Here is a 14,448-nt window from a genome sequence, read left to right on the forward strand (position 1 = left end):
CATGTTGCTGCCCACTAGATACTTCAGGTGGATGCTTTTGGAGTATCGCTGAAACTTCTAACATATAAGCTACCTTTTCTACCTCCGGGCGAGTAATTCGTGATGGAACACCTTGAAGGGAAAATGAAGAAACAATTTTGTGTAATCATTTGAATTATAAATAAAACATATTAAGAACTACTGGTTATATTTCTTAATTTTTCTTAAGATAATTTATAAAAACTAAACCATAATGGGGAGATTATTTCATAATTGTTTCTAGTACAAATAATAAAAAAACTACATCCTATATTGAATGTAGTTTTTCTAGCTGATTTATTTATTTTTTACTTCATTTTTATAAAAAGCAAATACTGGTTCAATGGCTGGACTAGATAAAAGAGGAATTGCCTTCTCAATCAACTCTCTATCCCAATCATACCAACGCATTTCCATTAGCATATTCATTTCTGTATCAGTGAACCGTTTCTTTATTTCCTTAGCAGGATTACCGCCCACTATCGTATATGGCGGAACATCTTTACTTACGACAGATCCTGCTGCAACGATAGCACCTTCACCGATTGTAACGCCTGGCATTATAATAGCATTCATTCCAATCCAGGCATCACTTTTAATGATTGTATCGCCCTTCGGTTCATATGAATGTTCTATTTGCTCAGCGAATGGATACACTGTAATCCATTCTGAGTGATGATTATGATTACCACCCATTAAAATGATAACGCCACTTGCAATACAAACATAATTTCCAATAATAAGTTTATCAAGATGCCAACCCATCTGTTCAATTGGATTGAAAAGTGCTTGGGACTTAGCATCGCCCCATAAATACCTTACACAACCATCTTCAAAATTTTGATTTCCATAATACCCTGAATAATAGGAGTACTCTCCTACTTCAATGAGTGGATTTGTTACTATATCTTTTAAATACTTTGTTTCAGACCAATGATTAAATAATGGATGCTTCATAACTATATTCCTCGCTTCTAAGTATTGTAGATTTTTGCAATTTACTTAGAAGCTTAATACGACAGCGACATTTTTAAACTTTTTCAAACGACGAATCATTATCTTCAAGCCTTTCAGTTATAATGAAAAATCATAACGTAATAAATTACACAAGTCAAATTAACCAAGTTATAATAAATCCGAGAGTGCGGACAAGAAAACCATTTTATATTTTTTTGAAACTCTTTATTTTTTTATTTAAATTACGGTACATGAAATTCACATGACACTTGTGTAGTAATACTTTCTCCTTATCAAGGGGGGTATAATATTACAGTAGAACTTTACATAGGTGTAGCTTTTGAATAAAGTTTGATTAAATTAACTTAATAAACCTTGATAAAAGAGCGAATAGAAAAAGTTTGATAATTTTTGTGAACCTTACTCAATTAAAGCGCCCGACTGTGGTAGATACATTATCCTCAATTACTTCTTGGGGTAGTATCAGGAAAATGCGGATTTACAACGCTAAGGAAATGTCACTTATTAAAAAAGCCGATTCCCATCTCAAGGAATCGACTTTTTAGTTCATTAAGTAAGAGGTTTGAAAAAATAGCCTGTATATATTTGAACGATGAATAACTTACCTATTTTCTTGTGTTTGTATGCATTACATAAAGAAAATTCAGAAAAACATAACGTATTATTTATCTGTTTGTTTTTGCTTGTTTTTCAAATACTCCGCACGCAATTTTTCAAGTTGCTGCTTTTTATCAAATTTGGCAGGCGTCTGTTTTTCATGAAACTTTGCCACAGCTGCCTGACCTTTGTAATCCAATTGATATTTCCCCACTTTGTTCACCTACTTTTCTTGTCTTTAAAGAGAATCTATTCAACAAATATAATATACCTTATTTTACTGAAGTAAACCTTATTAGTCAAAGGAACTTAAAGTAAAAAGCTTGATAATAAGGGAAAAACCAATCTAAAAAGTCGTTTTCCTTAGGTACGGGAAAGCGACTTTTTGTGTAGTCTTATTCAATTAAATGGCCCGATTGTTGAAGAAAGAGATACTCTGCAAAATAGATCTTTTTATCAAACTTTATTTTAAATCAACAATAGGTAAATTTCTTGGCCATTATTTTGCTTCACATAAAATTCTATACAAAAAAGCAACCTATAAATTTAGGCTGCTTTTTATTCCGTCTTTTATTACTTAGCTAATTCTTTCGTTCCCTGCATTACATCAACGAAAAATCCCCAATTATTCACAACAGAAGAAATACTAATATGTTCATCTGGAGTGTGAACATTAAAGATATCTGGACCGAATGAAATAGCATCTAACTCAGGCATTTTTTGAACAAATACACTGCACTCAATTCCTGCATGTACTGCGAAGATTTCAGCATCTTTGCTGTATTTTTCTTGGTGCACTTTTTCGAATAAATTACGGATAGGCGAATTAGGATTATATGGCCACTCTGGATATTCAGACTCTTTTTCAAATGTTGCCCCTACTAATTCCGCAATATACCTAATTTCATCTACAATATGTTGTTTTAAGCTACTTACAGAACTTCTCACTTCGCTTCGTAATTTAATCTCATCTTGCAGTGTTTGAATAACTCCTAAATTAGTTGAGCTTTCTACAAGACCTTTAATATCCATGCTCATACTTTGTATACCATTTGGAATTAAGAATAATGAAGAAATAAGCTGTTTTTGTGTTTCTTTAGAAAAGACTTTTTCCGCCTTTTCTTCTACTTTTGTAAGTGAAACATGAACATCCGGATCAACAGCACGTAGCTCTTCTTGTAACATACGTGTCCATGATTTTAGTTTTTCTTCTACTTGCTGTACATCTTCTGCACGTAATAAAATTGTAGCTACACTTTCACGCGGAATTGCATTTGTTTTTAAGCCGCCATGAACTTCACTCATATTAAACTGAATGTGAAGTGATAAATCACGTAAAACTCGTCCTAATACTTTATTCGCATTACCGCGTTGTTTATCAATTTCCAAACCAGAATGTCCACCTTTAAGTCCCCCAACATATAGTCGGTATGTGTCCATATCTACTGACGCTTCATCCCAAATCACTGAAATCGTTTCAACTGCTTTCGCACCACCTGCGCTACTCACTAGTAATTTATGATCTTCTTCAGAATCAATATTAATAAATATTTTTCCGTCAAAATGATTTGAATCAACAGCGAATGCACCGCCCATTGTCGTTTCTTCTTCAGTTGTAATAACAACTTCTAAAGCTGGATGTGGGATGTCTGTTGAATCTAATAATGCTAATGCATATGCAACGGCAATACCATTATCAGCACCTAAAGTAGTTTCGTTTGCATATAACATATCTCCAATAATTCTTAATTCAATTGGATCTTTCTCAAAATCATGAACTGTCGCTTGGTTTTTTTCACACACCATATCAGAGTGCCCCTGAATGATAATAGCTGGAACATTCTCATAACCAGAAGTAGCTTCTTTTTTTATAATGACATTTAACGCTTCGTCTTGAATAACTTCTAAATTACGTTCCTTTGCGAAACTCACTAAGTAATCACTAATTTCTTTTTCATTACCTGATCCTCTAGGAATCTTTGAAATTTCTGCAAAATGATAAAATACAGGGTGCTTTGTTAATTGTTCTAAAGTAGAATACATTTTTAAGCTCCTCTCCAATTGACAAAATAATATGTACGTCCTTTATTATTATACCATGATTCATTATTTTACTTTTATTTTAAGATTTCAAAAATTCATTATAACCTATTCATTCCATCCTTATATTTTTTAATTTAGTATAAAAAAGCTATACTCTTACAAGATTGTAAGAGTGCTGTAATCAAAATCGATTTTTCTATTAAAAAAATAACCGTATACTTTAAATACCTAATTTAAAGTATATAAATGAAAATGAAAAAAATTTCATCTGTTATTACACTAAGTTTATTATTTTGCAACTTAACTATCGGGTGCGAAAGAGCTTCTCTAAATAGAATCGGTAAGGATGTATATTACGTACAGATAAAAGGTGAAGGGTTTATTGAAAAGATAGAAGGTAGGAACTTACGGAACTACACATTGCCGGCATATGATGAAGATGGAGTAAGAAAACAAATTACATTTAGAAGTAAAAAACAATCAAACGATCAAAAATTAAATGAAAAGGCATTTTTGTGCATGTATGTAGACCAAGAAAATAAAGATAAAAATGAAATATCATCGATTGAAGTAAAATCCTATGAAGAAATTCAAAAAGCGGATTTACCTTTAAAAGTAAAAGAAAAGTTTAATGCAAAATAAAAAATAAAGGAAAATGCTCTTATGCATTTTCCTTTATTTTTTTCACTCGAGCATATTTCGAACTATTACTATCCATAAGTTTTTCTAAACGATTTATATTTTCTGTTAATGCACCTTTCACAAGAGAGAAATCTGTATTTGATTCTTCTTTTTTAGTTTTAAAAAACGAAGATTTTTGAGCATTTACTTCTGCCATCTCTTCTCCCCTTTTCAAAAAGATACAACCTTTTATTTATATTATATAGCAAATGCAGACAGAGTGTACACGTATCATTTTCTTTTTAATTCTTCTTCTAACTCTTCTACTTGCTGCAAAGTATCTCCTTTTATTAAAGAGAAATCTGTTGTATCTTCATTATCTTCTTTAAAAAAATCATTGTCATAATCTTTTATCACTACAATCACCTCTACGTGCTAGTGTAGGAATGATTGTCCAATTTTATACAAGCTTGTCTGAATTTGTTCTCCCTTTATGTATAGGTGAAAAGGACAGAAAAAATTCTGTCCTTATTTACTAAAATAACTATGATGAATTGTTAAATTATATACATTTTCAAAATCTCGATCTTGAAGGTTATTTTTCTTCCCATCAATAACAATGAAAACATCACTAACTATTTTTGCTGGTATAATTCCGACATTTTCTACTTGCACCGCTTTCTGCTCATTCAATTGCTCGATGTGTTCTAATGGAACAATAATACTAAATTGAGAGCGGATACCACGAAAGTTTGTATTTAATTCCTTCACCGCTTCAAATACAACAATTTTCGCACCAATCTTTTCCCCATATGAATCTAAAAATGCGTTTAAGCTTTTTGTATATTCCTCTTCCATTTGCCATTCCATTGTCCCAAAGGCTGTTGGATTCACATTTTGAATAATTGTCGTATATATTTCTCCTCTTGCTTTTGAAGCAATTAATGACCTTTTAATTGATTGGACCGTCTTTCCAATATCGCTGAATTTTGCGCCCCATATTTCTGAAATATTTGGTGTCAAAATGAATGCAATATCAACGAAAATTACCATCGCAGTAAACATTAAAAGATTTTTCCAGAGGGTTAAATCTATTCCTTTTATCGTGAAATAAACTGTGACTGATGTTATGAACAAACCGTACCACGTTTTTCGAATTCGTTGTTTCTTCTCCTCGTACAACTCTTCATTTCTCCAATAAAAGAAAACAAGAACAATAAAGACGATTGCTAAAATAAATAAGCCAATTCGAATGTTAGAGATCGTCAATCACATCACCCTCCATTCCAAAACTACTCACGATACCATTACATGCACAAACAGCTCTCTTTATGACAAAAGACGTGGACAACCTTCTAAAGTTAGCAACATCGCATATACATTAGAAGCAGGCCACGTCTTTTATCCCGCATTAACGGGCAGTAAGACCCCCCCACCTCAAAATTCAGCGAAAGCAAAGACGTTAGGTGAGGGATCAACTGCCCATAAAAGCCCGATTGGTGAAGGCTAATAATCAGTGCGGGATGAACACCCTCCACTGATTAAAGTTTCACTTTATCATGAATCTACATTGTATATGTAGACAAGCATGCGTTTCAAATTTTCATGTTAAAAAGATATATGTTTCGGAATTTCCCCTTCAGGTACTTCTCCATCCATACTTAAGTAATAATGACGAATCGGACGTAATTTTTCATCTAACTCATAAACAAGCGGAATGCTAGTTGGAATATTTAATGAAACCACACCATCACTTGAAAGGTTGTCTAAGTATTTCACTAGCGAACGAATTGTATTACCGTGCGATGAAATAATTACTTTTTCACCACTTTTTAATGACGGTGCAATTTCTGAATGCCAATAATCAACTACTCTTTTCTCCGTATCCTCTAAACATTCAGTCAATGGGAATTCATCTTTTTTTAACGTTTTATATCTTGGATTGTTCGCCTCATATCGAGAATCATCTTCAGTAAGTGCAGGCGGTCTCACATCTATACTTCTTCTCCAAATATGAACTTGTTCATCTCCATATTTTTTTGCAGTTTCGTCTTTATTCAATCCTTGTAGTGCACCATAGTGGCGTTCATTCAACTTCCATGAGTTATGTATAGGGACCCAAGTGAGATCCATTTCATGCAGTACAATCCATAATGTACGAATTGCTCGTTTTAGTACCGAGGTATACGCAACATCAAATGTATATCCATTCTTTTTTAATATTGTTCCTGCTTCTCTCGCTTCACTTAATCCATTCTTTGATAAATCCACATCTGTCCATCCTGTAAATCGATTTTCAAGATTCCACAAACTTTGTCCGTGACGAATGAGTACAAGTTTTATCATTATAATTCCCCTCTCGGAAATATGAATTTTAAAATTTCAATACGTACACATATAAAGTTTTTGGCAATGTGAATTTTTTATCCATAGTTGCCAAATATACAGATAAAAATTTATGATTTTCCAAACTACAAAACAAGATACTGTTTCTATCTTTTATTCTACTGGTATTTCACGCTTAGACGTCCATGCATCAAATCCTGAACGGCTATTTGCCATTTCATTCATAACTTGATGCCAATTTTCTTCACATGATTCGCCAAACTGTGAGAAAATAGCTCCCATTTGTTCTCTTTGAACATCGCTCAGTTTTTTCTCTAAGTCTGTTCCTTCTTCTGTTAAAGACAGCTGTTTCACACGACGATCATGTGCAGCTTCATTACTCTCAATAAGTCCTTTATCTAACAGTTGGCGCAACGGTCCGTGAAGAGCTTGTTTACTTATTTCTAAAAGTGATAGCAGTTCATTTACACTAAGCCCTGGAAAACGAGCGATAAAAAACAGAATTCTATGATGTACACGCTGTATACTATACTCTTTTATTATTTCATCTGGTTTTTCTGTAAAAGTTTTATATGCAAAGTAAAATAATGCTAATGCCTCATTCATTTGCTCTTCTTTATGTTGTGTCATCTACTTTCCCCCTGTATGTAAATTATACCACAACTCAATTATGAATAATTAAGTTGGTATATTGAGCCTAATTTCTTCATTCTAAAACCAATAAATTTCAACTATTATATTTTTTGAAGGTTGTTTAATTCGTAAACCATACCTTCAAATAAAGTATCCAAATTATTTTTTAAAGAATTCTTAAGGAAATAGGTTAAATTCAAATAATAAATATTGTAAAATTTATTTATTAATTTTTTTGAAAAACTCAATTGTGATTGGAGTGTTATTGTATGCAAACAAAAAAAGTTTATCTTTATGTATTTAATACGATGTCAGACTGGGAATATGGACATTTAATTGCAGAACTAAACTCAGGAAGATATTTCAAAAAAGAGTTAGCCCCTTTAAAGGTAGTTACAGTAGGAGCTAATAATGAAATTATTACTACGATGGGAGGACTGAGCATAAAGCCAGATATTTCCCTGGATGAATGTACTCTTGAGAGTAACGATCTTTTAGTTTTACCTGGAGGGACTACTTGGGGGGAAAGCATTCATCACCCTATCTTAAAAAAAATTGGTGAAGCGTTAAAACTCGGCACTATTGTTGCTGCCATTTGTGGTGCAACTGAGGGGTTAGCGAATTTTGGATACCTAGATTCTAGAAAACATACAAGCAATGATTTAGAATATATTAAAATGGTTTGTCCTAATTATAAAGGAGAACAACTTTATAAGATGGAACCTGCAGTATGTGATGAAAATTTGATTACTGCATCAGGAGTAGCTCCTCTGGAATTTGCAATGGAAGTATTGAAAAAATTGATGTATTTGCACCAGATACGTTACATTCATGGTATAACCTAAATAAGACTTATAAGCCTGAATACTTCTTCCAGTTAATGAATTCAATTACTAGATAAGCTGAAAAATTAAATTAGCAGTTTTATATTATATAAAAAACTTAAAAAGCACCCCTAAAGTCGTTATAAATACAACCGATGACGGTTGTAAAACAAAAAATAAAAGGGATGATACATATTTATCTTGTATCATCCCTTTTATTTTTTATAACATTAATATCACCATATTATTTTAATTATTCATCTCCAGCAAGAGTTAACTGCCAAGACACACCATACTTATCATTTAACCAGCCAAACTTGTTACTAAACGGATATGAACCTAAAGGCATAAGAACTTTTCCATCTTGTGCTAGTTTATTAAAAACTGTTTCGATTTCCTCTTCCGTATCACAAGTTACATAAAGAGACATAGCTGGAGTGAATGTAAAATCATGCTTTACATAACTATCAATACACATGAACTCTTGTCCATTTAGCGTAAAAGTTGCATGAATTACAGTTCCCTCTTTACCTGGTCCATTCTCATCATAACGAGAGATACTTACAATTTCTGATTGATTAAATAGCGATGTGTAAAAATTCATTGCTTCCTCAGCTTTGCCCTCAAACATTAAAAACGTAGTGATTTTTTGATTTGTGTTACCCATTTAGAGACATCCCCTTGTTATGTATTTATGCAAAACATACATCGGACAATGAAACCGAACGTATATTCTTATAAGTGTATTGTCTATAAAAACGATGAGTTTGTCAATTATCTATGTTTTATTTCTTCTTAAATAATGCTGTCCAAAGAAATGATTCTCCAAACATATTATTTGGTTGTTCAATTTGCTTCATTTTTCTAATTTCAATTACTTCAAATTCTTTAAATATCTCTCTTAACTTTTCTTCTGAATATGCAAGACCACCTTGCAAACTCCATCCTCTATACACATCCCAGTCCGTTATTTCCGATCCATTTCGCTCATTCAAATCACCTGCTGCAAAACATGTTAATCCGAAATAACCACCCGATTTTAATGAGTTTTTAACTAGATCAACATAATTCATTCTTCTATGTGGTGGAATGTGATGCAAGCAACCGGAATCATATACAAAATCATATTCATCTTGAAAATCCAAATTAAAAATCGATTCACAAACAAATTGTATTTCTATTCCGTTTTCTAACGCCCTCTCTTTGGCCCAATTAATTCCTTCTATAGACAAATCTACGGCTGTTACATCAAGCCCTTGTTTCGCTAAATAAATTGCATTTCTTCCTGGACCACATCCAAGTTCTAATACTTTCCCTTTTGAAACACTCTCTTTTTGTATATACGAAACTAGATTCTCATCTGGAACATTTTCAAAAAACGGAACATCTTTTTCTCTATTCGTGTAAAATTCATTCCAAAATGGTACTGCGGGTCTTAATAAAGTATCCATCATCTTCAAAATATCTTCTTGTGTATGTAACGTTTCACTTTTCATTAAAACGCCTCCTGTTAAAAATTCAGAATAATTTTATAATAACACGTCAGATAGTTTAAACAAAAGAAAAGCTCCCCATTAATAAAGGAGCTCCGCAAACATTTTTTATTTTCTTAATAAATGTTTAAAATTACTTTTATTACGGTAAATGAAATTAAATTGCTTCATAAATCGAACTTATCGTGTATATACTAATTTCAAAATAAAGAACAAAAAAGAGCCGCAATTTTTCGCGACTCTTTTTTGTCTATCTAATAAATAAAATGATTTACAATCATATCTGAAATTTTATCGGTGATTGTTATTATTTATCAACTTATCGACAAATAATAACAACCCTCTTTATCCCGATTACTATTTTAAGATTTAACGGCCACGTCTTTGCTGACCTTGCTTTGTACTACTTTTCTTATTACTTGGCTTATTAAATGATCGGTTGTTTTCATTTCTCGAATTATTTCTTGAATCACTTCTTGAGTTATTTCCCGAATCGCGTCTTGAACCACTTTTTGAACCTTCACGGCTATCTCTTTGACGATATTGACCTGATTTCTTTGGAGCCGGCTTTTGTACCGGTTTTCCATTTTCATCTACATTTTTTATCATCGGTTGTTCGATTATTTCTCTTTGTATTGGTGCACCAAGCGTTTTTTCAATTTCTTCTAAATGTTTTTCATCTTTCGTGGCAACGAACGTAATTGCAAGACCTGATCCACCTGCACGTCCTGTTCGGCCAATGCGGTGAATATAACTTTCTACATCTTCAGGGATATCAAAGTTAAATACGTGCGTTACACCATCTACATCAAGTCCACGAGCTGCTACATCAGTCGCAATTAAGTACTGAATTTTAGCTTCGCGGAAACTCTTCATGACTCTTTCACGTTTCGCTTGAGGTATATCACCATGAAGTTCAGCACAATTATAACCAAGTCCCTTTAAATCATCATAAAGCTTACTTGCTCTAACCTTTGTACGACAGAAAATAACTGCTAAAAATGGCTGATCACGATCCATAACAAAACGAAGTGCATCTGGCTTTGCACGATCTGTCGTCTCAATGACACGCTGCTCAATTGTATCTACCGTTACTTCTTCACTTTGTACTTGAATCATTTGCGGCTCTTCCATATAACGTTTCGCCAATTTTTTAATATCTTTTGGCATCGTTGCTGAGAATAACATCGTTTGTTTACTATCAGGTGTCTCATCTAAAATATCTTCAATATCATATAAGAATCCGAAATAAAGCATTTGATCTGCTTCATCTAGTACAATCGTTGAAAGATTACTTAAATCAATTGTTTCACGTCGTATATGATCTAATAATCGTCCTGGTGTCGCTACAACAATATGTGTATTACCTTTTAATTTTCTCAATTGTTGTGCTACATCTTGTCCGCCATATATCGCTAGTACATTAATATCTTCTCTTTGAACAAGCATTTTTTTAATTTCAGTTGTAATTTGCAGTGCTAGTTCCCTTGTTGGTGCAACAATTAAAGCCTGAACATCACTAGACTCTGGATCGATTTTTTCTAAAATCGGTAACACGAATGCTAACGTTTTACCCGTTCCTGTTTTCGCCTGCCCAATAATATCTTTACCTGACATAATAACAGGAATTGCCTTCTCCTGAATCGGTGTTGCTTCTGTAATTCCATTTTCACGTAATGTATGATTAAAAGTTTCACTAATTCCTAATTCTAAAAAGTTTTTCAAATAGACCACTTCTTTTCCTTATTTTTCACACTAGCTTTCATTGTACCATTTGTTTCGCCAAATATGAAAAATAAAAAAATTCTTATCTTCTTTTTTTATATTCATCCTGTACTAGATGAACAAATTCTTTTTGTTTTTTCTCGGATTTTATTAATGCTTCTATATTTGCAGAAGTCAAAATATACTTTTTAATTTTTCTATTACTCCAAATTAAACTTGTATACTTCGGATCTTCGTGTAACCTTCGAAACCACTCTAATTCACTTAATTTTGCGATATAATGTTTTAATTTCATATCATTTCGAGGATAAAATAAAATAACATCTGCTATTACATCAAATAATGAGCCCAAGTTATTCCCTCCTATAACTTCTTTAATGAAGATATTAACGTAATTTTAAAAATCATTGTTTCACCAATTCAAAATAAATTACACCAATATGTACATCAAGGAACTAAGTTCTACAATTTAATATGTAATACGAAAGCATTATATAACCTTCATTTTGATTTAGCATATGAGCTTATCTTTCAGAAAGATGGTTTGCAATATAAAATGGAAAAATCCTAATAGTGCATTAGAGATATTTATTATTTTTCATTATAATTTTTATAGCCTTACCATATCAATTTGGGAATTTTGTACGTTTAGAAAACCATTTAGATACATTTAGCCATATATTGTACGCCAATAATATAGTAGTAAGAACTTTACAAATGAAGGATATAGAAAGAATAAGGGGGCATGGTTAATTACTCATGAAGGTATAGTGCGTTAGATGAATAAATAGGCTTCATTTGCAACAACATAGTATGTTTTCCCTTTACTGCTGTGTGCTTTGTACTGTGGCGAACCATTGACACTCACTTTTGCATCAATCATAAATCCCTGCATCTACAGAACCAGCTCCATCTTTATATTTCCAAGATGGAGCATCCTAGAAACGTAGATTGTCCACTTTGAAAACAATACGTTTTCAAGGTGGACAAATAAACTGTGCTTTTCTTATCGAGTAGCAACAGATACTTCTGAAAGAAATAGACTACATCGTAATAGGGGTTATATTCACAGCTGTAATTTTACAAGTTGAAATTGCAAACCTAACGGTTGTAGTTGGATTTATAGGTAATGTCCCTAGTACTATCCCAAGTCCTGTTTGTTCCACGCTAAAATCTGCTGCAATAGAACCATTACTTGCTAAAAGACTTACTGTAGATCCGATAAACGCATCCAGTAATTGTCTAATTGGTCGTTCACGACATTCACACTCGCATCCTACATCGGTAGGTGGAAGTAATGTAATAGGTGGTCCTGGTGGTAAAAAACCTACCCCTGTTACATCAGATATATTGACCACAAAGGTTGTGGTGCCATCTGTAACTGTAACTAAAAAATCATTCACAGAAGTGATAGTAAATAGAAAGAAAAGCGGGGGCGTGTTGGGTGTGTCTGCAATAGTGCCAAGAATAACAGTTTCTCCAATAAGTTGTTGTAAAACGCTTTGCATAGGTAAAACACAGCAATCACAAAGACAACCTTCAGTTCCTCCTGTTGGGCCTGTCTCTCCTGTTGGACCCGTTACTCCCGTTGGACCCGTTACTCCTGTTGGACCCGTTACCCCCGTTGGACCCGTTACTCCCGTTGGACCCGTTACTCCTGTTGGACCCGTTACTCCTGTTGGACCCGTTACTCCCGTTGGGCCTGTCCCTCCTGTTGGACCTGTGGGTAAAGTAAATGGTGGGATTGGGGGAAGTGTAGGGCCAATTAAATTTGGATTTAATGCATTAGCTTGAAGTATCCCATTTATCTTTTGTATTTCATTTTTATCAAACACATAACTACCTCCTATGAGTGTACTATACTGTAGTAATACAGTTACAAATACATAAACTTCATTGATCGTAATATAATATGTTTTCCCTATACTATTGTGCGCCTTAAATTGTACTGAACCTTCCATATTTAACTTCCTAAAAATTGTAAATAGTTCACCTACATCTACAAAACCATCCACGTCTTTATCCTGCCAAGATCGAGCATCATAGAAACGTAGAATATTAACTTTAGAAACAACACGCTTTCCTACAATAGAAGAATCTACTGTACTTTTCTTACTAAACTTCACATAGGATGGATTGTTCTTAATCCATTGCTCTCCACCAAGGTTTAACCAACCAGGCTTTTCGCCCCATTCAACATAAGCTTCTGATTTATTTAGTTGACGAATCTTAGAATAGCTTGTGTCTGGTCCTTTACGTAAATTAACGTTGTAGCCTTTAATATAAGCTATACCATCGGTTACAGCTGTTGGTACTTCTGTTGGTTTAGGTGGCTTTCAGGTACAGAAACATCCACACTAGAATTATTGTATGCGCGTTGTACATCAGCACGGGATTGAGCTCCTGATCCCCCATGAGATTTTAAATAATCAAGTTGATCTTCATGATCTGTACCGCCAAGGTATTTAATCACATCGTAGTGAATCCACAATCCTTTTCCTACAGATAACTTGTTATCTTTTAAGATTTCCACTAAAAGTTTTACGTATTTTTCATATGAACGCTCGAGCTTTGTATGGTCTGCTGTTTCACATAACTCTACATGTACAAATCGTTTATTAGCAGCAGGTCCACCGCCATATGCAATGTATTTTATATTAGCGATTTGGATTGTTTCATCTCAATCAACAGCATATTGAACAAATGCGTTTCTTCATGTACGAGATTCATACTTTTGAATATTTCAGAAGTCGCTGTACTATGAGCTACTACGCCCTCATAAACACCTATGCAAAAACGATATGATTGTTTTGGTAAATTAGGGATAAAAAACGTTCTATCCGCAAAAATACTTGTAGCAAATGAACCAGCAAGTACTAGAATCATAAGGAACGAGGTAATTAGCTATATTAAAACCAGCTAAAATTGGAATGAATGTAAGTGATTGATTATTTATATCCTTAATTCCTTTCAATATTATTGTTGTATTCGGATTCATATACGCTATAAACAATCTAATAATTATTGTCAAGATAGTCGGTATTAAGAAATCAAAAGTTTTTTCTGCCTTCGTTGCAGAACGCAAATAATTCATTGAAACCTCTATCGGAAACTTATTTGCTTTCCAAAACAGATTTTCTCTTCATCCATCTCCATATTCGTATCCGCTT

General features: G+C 33.3%; 15 protein-coding genes and 4 pseudogenes. 3 read left to right on the forward strand and 16 right to left on the reverse strand.

The window, feature by feature from the left end; all coding sequences use genetic code 11:
- Positions 1–315: 315 nt before the first annotated feature.
- The 3 genes from JFU18_RS03420 to JFU18_RS03430 all read right to left on the reverse strand — a co-directional run bounded on the left by JFU18_RS03420 (position 316) and on the right by JFU18_RS03430 (position 3,636).
- Entirely contained in the window at positions 316–975 is a 660-nt protein-coding gene (locus JFU18_RS03420; protein ID WP_201033783.1) for a CatB-related O-acetyltransferase, read from the reverse strand.
- 682 nt (positions 976–1,657) lie between these two features.
- A complete protein-coding gene (locus JFU18_RS03425) occupies positions 1,658–1,807 on the reverse strand; it encodes a hypothetical protein (protein ID WP_201033782.1) in 150 nt (49 codons plus the stop codon).
- A gap of 359 nt (positions 1,808–2,166) precedes the next feature.
- Positions 2,167–3,636: an aminoacyl-histidine dipeptidase gene (locus JFU18_RS03430; protein WP_201033781.1), complete on the reverse strand. Its 1,470-nt coding sequence runs from the start codon at positions 3,634–3,636 to the stop codon at positions 2,167–2,169.
- A 252-nt stretch (positions 3,637–3,888) separates the two neighbouring features.
- Here JFU18_RS03430 and JFU18_RS03435 point away from each other — a divergent pair, with 252 nt between their 5' ends.
- The gene (locus tag JFU18_RS03435) at positions 3,889–4,278 is read left to right on the forward strand and encodes a YxeA family protein (protein WP_201033323.1); all 390 of its coding nucleotides are present in this window, start codon (positions 3,889–3,891) and stop codon (positions 4,276–4,278) included.
- A 19-nt stretch (positions 4,279–4,297) separates the two neighbouring features.
- Here the strand turns inward: JFU18_RS03435 and spoIISB are convergent, their stop codons facing one another.
- The 5 genes from spoIISB to JFU18_RS03460 all read right to left on the reverse strand — a co-directional run bounded on the left by spoIISB (position 4,298) and on the right by JFU18_RS03460 (position 7,233).
- Complete coding sequence (gene spoIISB, locus JFU18_RS03440) at positions 4,298–4,474, reverse strand: stage II sporulation protein SB (protein ID WP_002017052.1); 177 nt, start codon at positions 4,472–4,474, stop codon at positions 4,298–4,300.
- Positions 4,475–4,548: 74 nt separating this feature from the next.
- The gene (locus JFU18_RS03445; RefSeq protein WP_000588712.1) at positions 4,549–4,674 is read right to left on the reverse strand and encodes a hypothetical protein; all 126 of its coding nucleotides are present in this window, start codon (positions 4,672–4,674) and stop codon (positions 4,549–4,551) included.
- A gap of 111 nt (positions 4,675–4,785) precedes the next feature.
- On the reverse strand, positions 4,786–5,526 hold the full coding sequence (locus JFU18_RS03450; protein WP_201033262.1) for a type II toxin-antitoxin system SpoIISA family toxin: 741 nt from the start codon (positions 5,524–5,526) through the stop codon (positions 4,786–4,788).
- Between the two features lie 339 nt (positions 5,527–5,865).
- Entirely contained in the window at positions 5,866–6,603 is a 738-nt protein-coding gene (gpmA, locus tag JFU18_RS03455; RefSeq protein ID WP_201033260.1) for a 2,3-diphosphoglycerate-dependent phosphoglycerate mutase, read from the reverse strand.
- 153 nt (positions 6,604–6,756) lie between these two features.
- On the reverse strand, positions 6,757–7,233 hold the full coding sequence (locus JFU18_RS03460) for a MarR family winged helix-turn-helix transcriptional regulator (RefSeq protein ID WP_002017049.1): 477 nt from the start codon (positions 7,231–7,233) through the stop codon (positions 6,757–6,759).
- Positions 7,234–7,505: 272 nt separating this feature from the next.
- Here JFU18_RS03460 and JFU18_RS03465 point away from each other — a divergent pair.
- Positions 7,506–8,137: pseudogene (locus tag JFU18_RS03465) on the forward strand (type 1 glutamine amidotransferase family protein).
- A gap of 176 nt (positions 8,138–8,313) precedes the next feature.
- On the opposite strand, the gene JFU18_RS03470 reads toward JFU18_RS03465, so the two are convergent.
- The 4 genes from JFU18_RS03470 to JFU18_RS03485 form a co-directional block, all read right to left on the reverse strand.
- Positions 8,314–8,727, reverse strand: coding sequence for a VOC family protein (locus tag JFU18_RS03470; RefSeq protein WP_137059925.1), 414 nt, complete (start codon positions 8,725–8,727; stop codon positions 8,314–8,316).
- 118 nt (positions 8,728–8,845) lie between these two features.
- The gene (locus JFU18_RS03475; protein WP_201033259.1) at positions 8,846–9,556 is read right to left on the reverse strand and encodes a class I SAM-dependent methyltransferase; all 711 of its coding nucleotides are present in this window, start codon (positions 9,554–9,556) and stop codon (positions 8,846–8,848) included.
- Between the two features lie 366 nt (positions 9,557–9,922).
- Positions 9,923–11,287, reverse strand: coding sequence for a DEAD/DEAH box helicase (locus tag JFU18_RS03480; protein WP_201033779.1), 1,365 nt, complete (start codon positions 11,285–11,287; stop codon positions 9,923–9,925).
- Between the two features lie 73 nt (positions 11,288–11,360).
- Positions 11,361–11,630, reverse strand: coding sequence for a hypothetical protein (locus JFU18_RS03485; protein ID WP_201033256.1), 270 nt, complete (start codon positions 11,628–11,630; stop codon positions 11,361–11,363).
- A gap of 18 nt (positions 11,631–11,648) precedes the next feature.
- Between JFU18_RS03485 and JFU18_RS29750 the strand changes: the two are divergent.
- Positions 11,649–11,837 (forward strand): annotated as a pseudogene (locus JFU18_RS29750) (hypothetical protein); the annotation flags it as partial.
- Positions 11,838–12,053: 216 nt separating this feature from the next.
- On the opposite strand, the pseudogene JFU18_RS03490 reads toward JFU18_RS29750, so the two are convergent.
- The 4 genes and pseudogenes from JFU18_RS03490 to JFU18_RS03505 all read right to left on the reverse strand — a co-directional run.
- Positions 12,054–12,255: pseudogene (locus JFU18_RS03490) on the reverse strand (N-acetylmuramoyl-L-alanine amidase); the annotation flags it as partial.
- A 66-nt stretch (positions 12,256–12,321) separates the two neighbouring features.
- Positions 12,322–13,113: an exosporium leader peptide-containing protein gene (locus JFU18_RS03495; RefSeq protein ID WP_033733145.1), complete on the reverse strand. Its 792-nt coding sequence runs from the start codon at positions 13,111–13,113 to the stop codon at positions 12,322–12,324.
- A 42-nt stretch (positions 13,114–13,155) separates the two neighbouring features.
- Positions 13,156–14,164: pseudogene (locus JFU18_RS30305) on the reverse strand (N-acetylmuramoyl-L-alanine amidase); the annotation flags it as partial.
- Positions 14,115–14,372, reverse strand: coding sequence for a hypothetical protein (locus JFU18_RS03505; RefSeq protein WP_201050250.1), 258 nt, complete (start codon positions 14,370–14,372; stop codon positions 14,115–14,117). The gene JFU18_RS03505 and the pseudogene JFU18_RS30305, both read right to left, overlap by 50 nt.
- Positions 14,373–14,448 lie beyond the last annotated feature (76 nt).

It is taken from the genome of Bacillus sp. TH22 (genome assembly GCF_016651015.1).
Lineage (GTDB): Bacteria > Bacillota > Bacilli > Bacillales > Bacillaceae_G > Bacillus_A > Bacillus_A mycoides.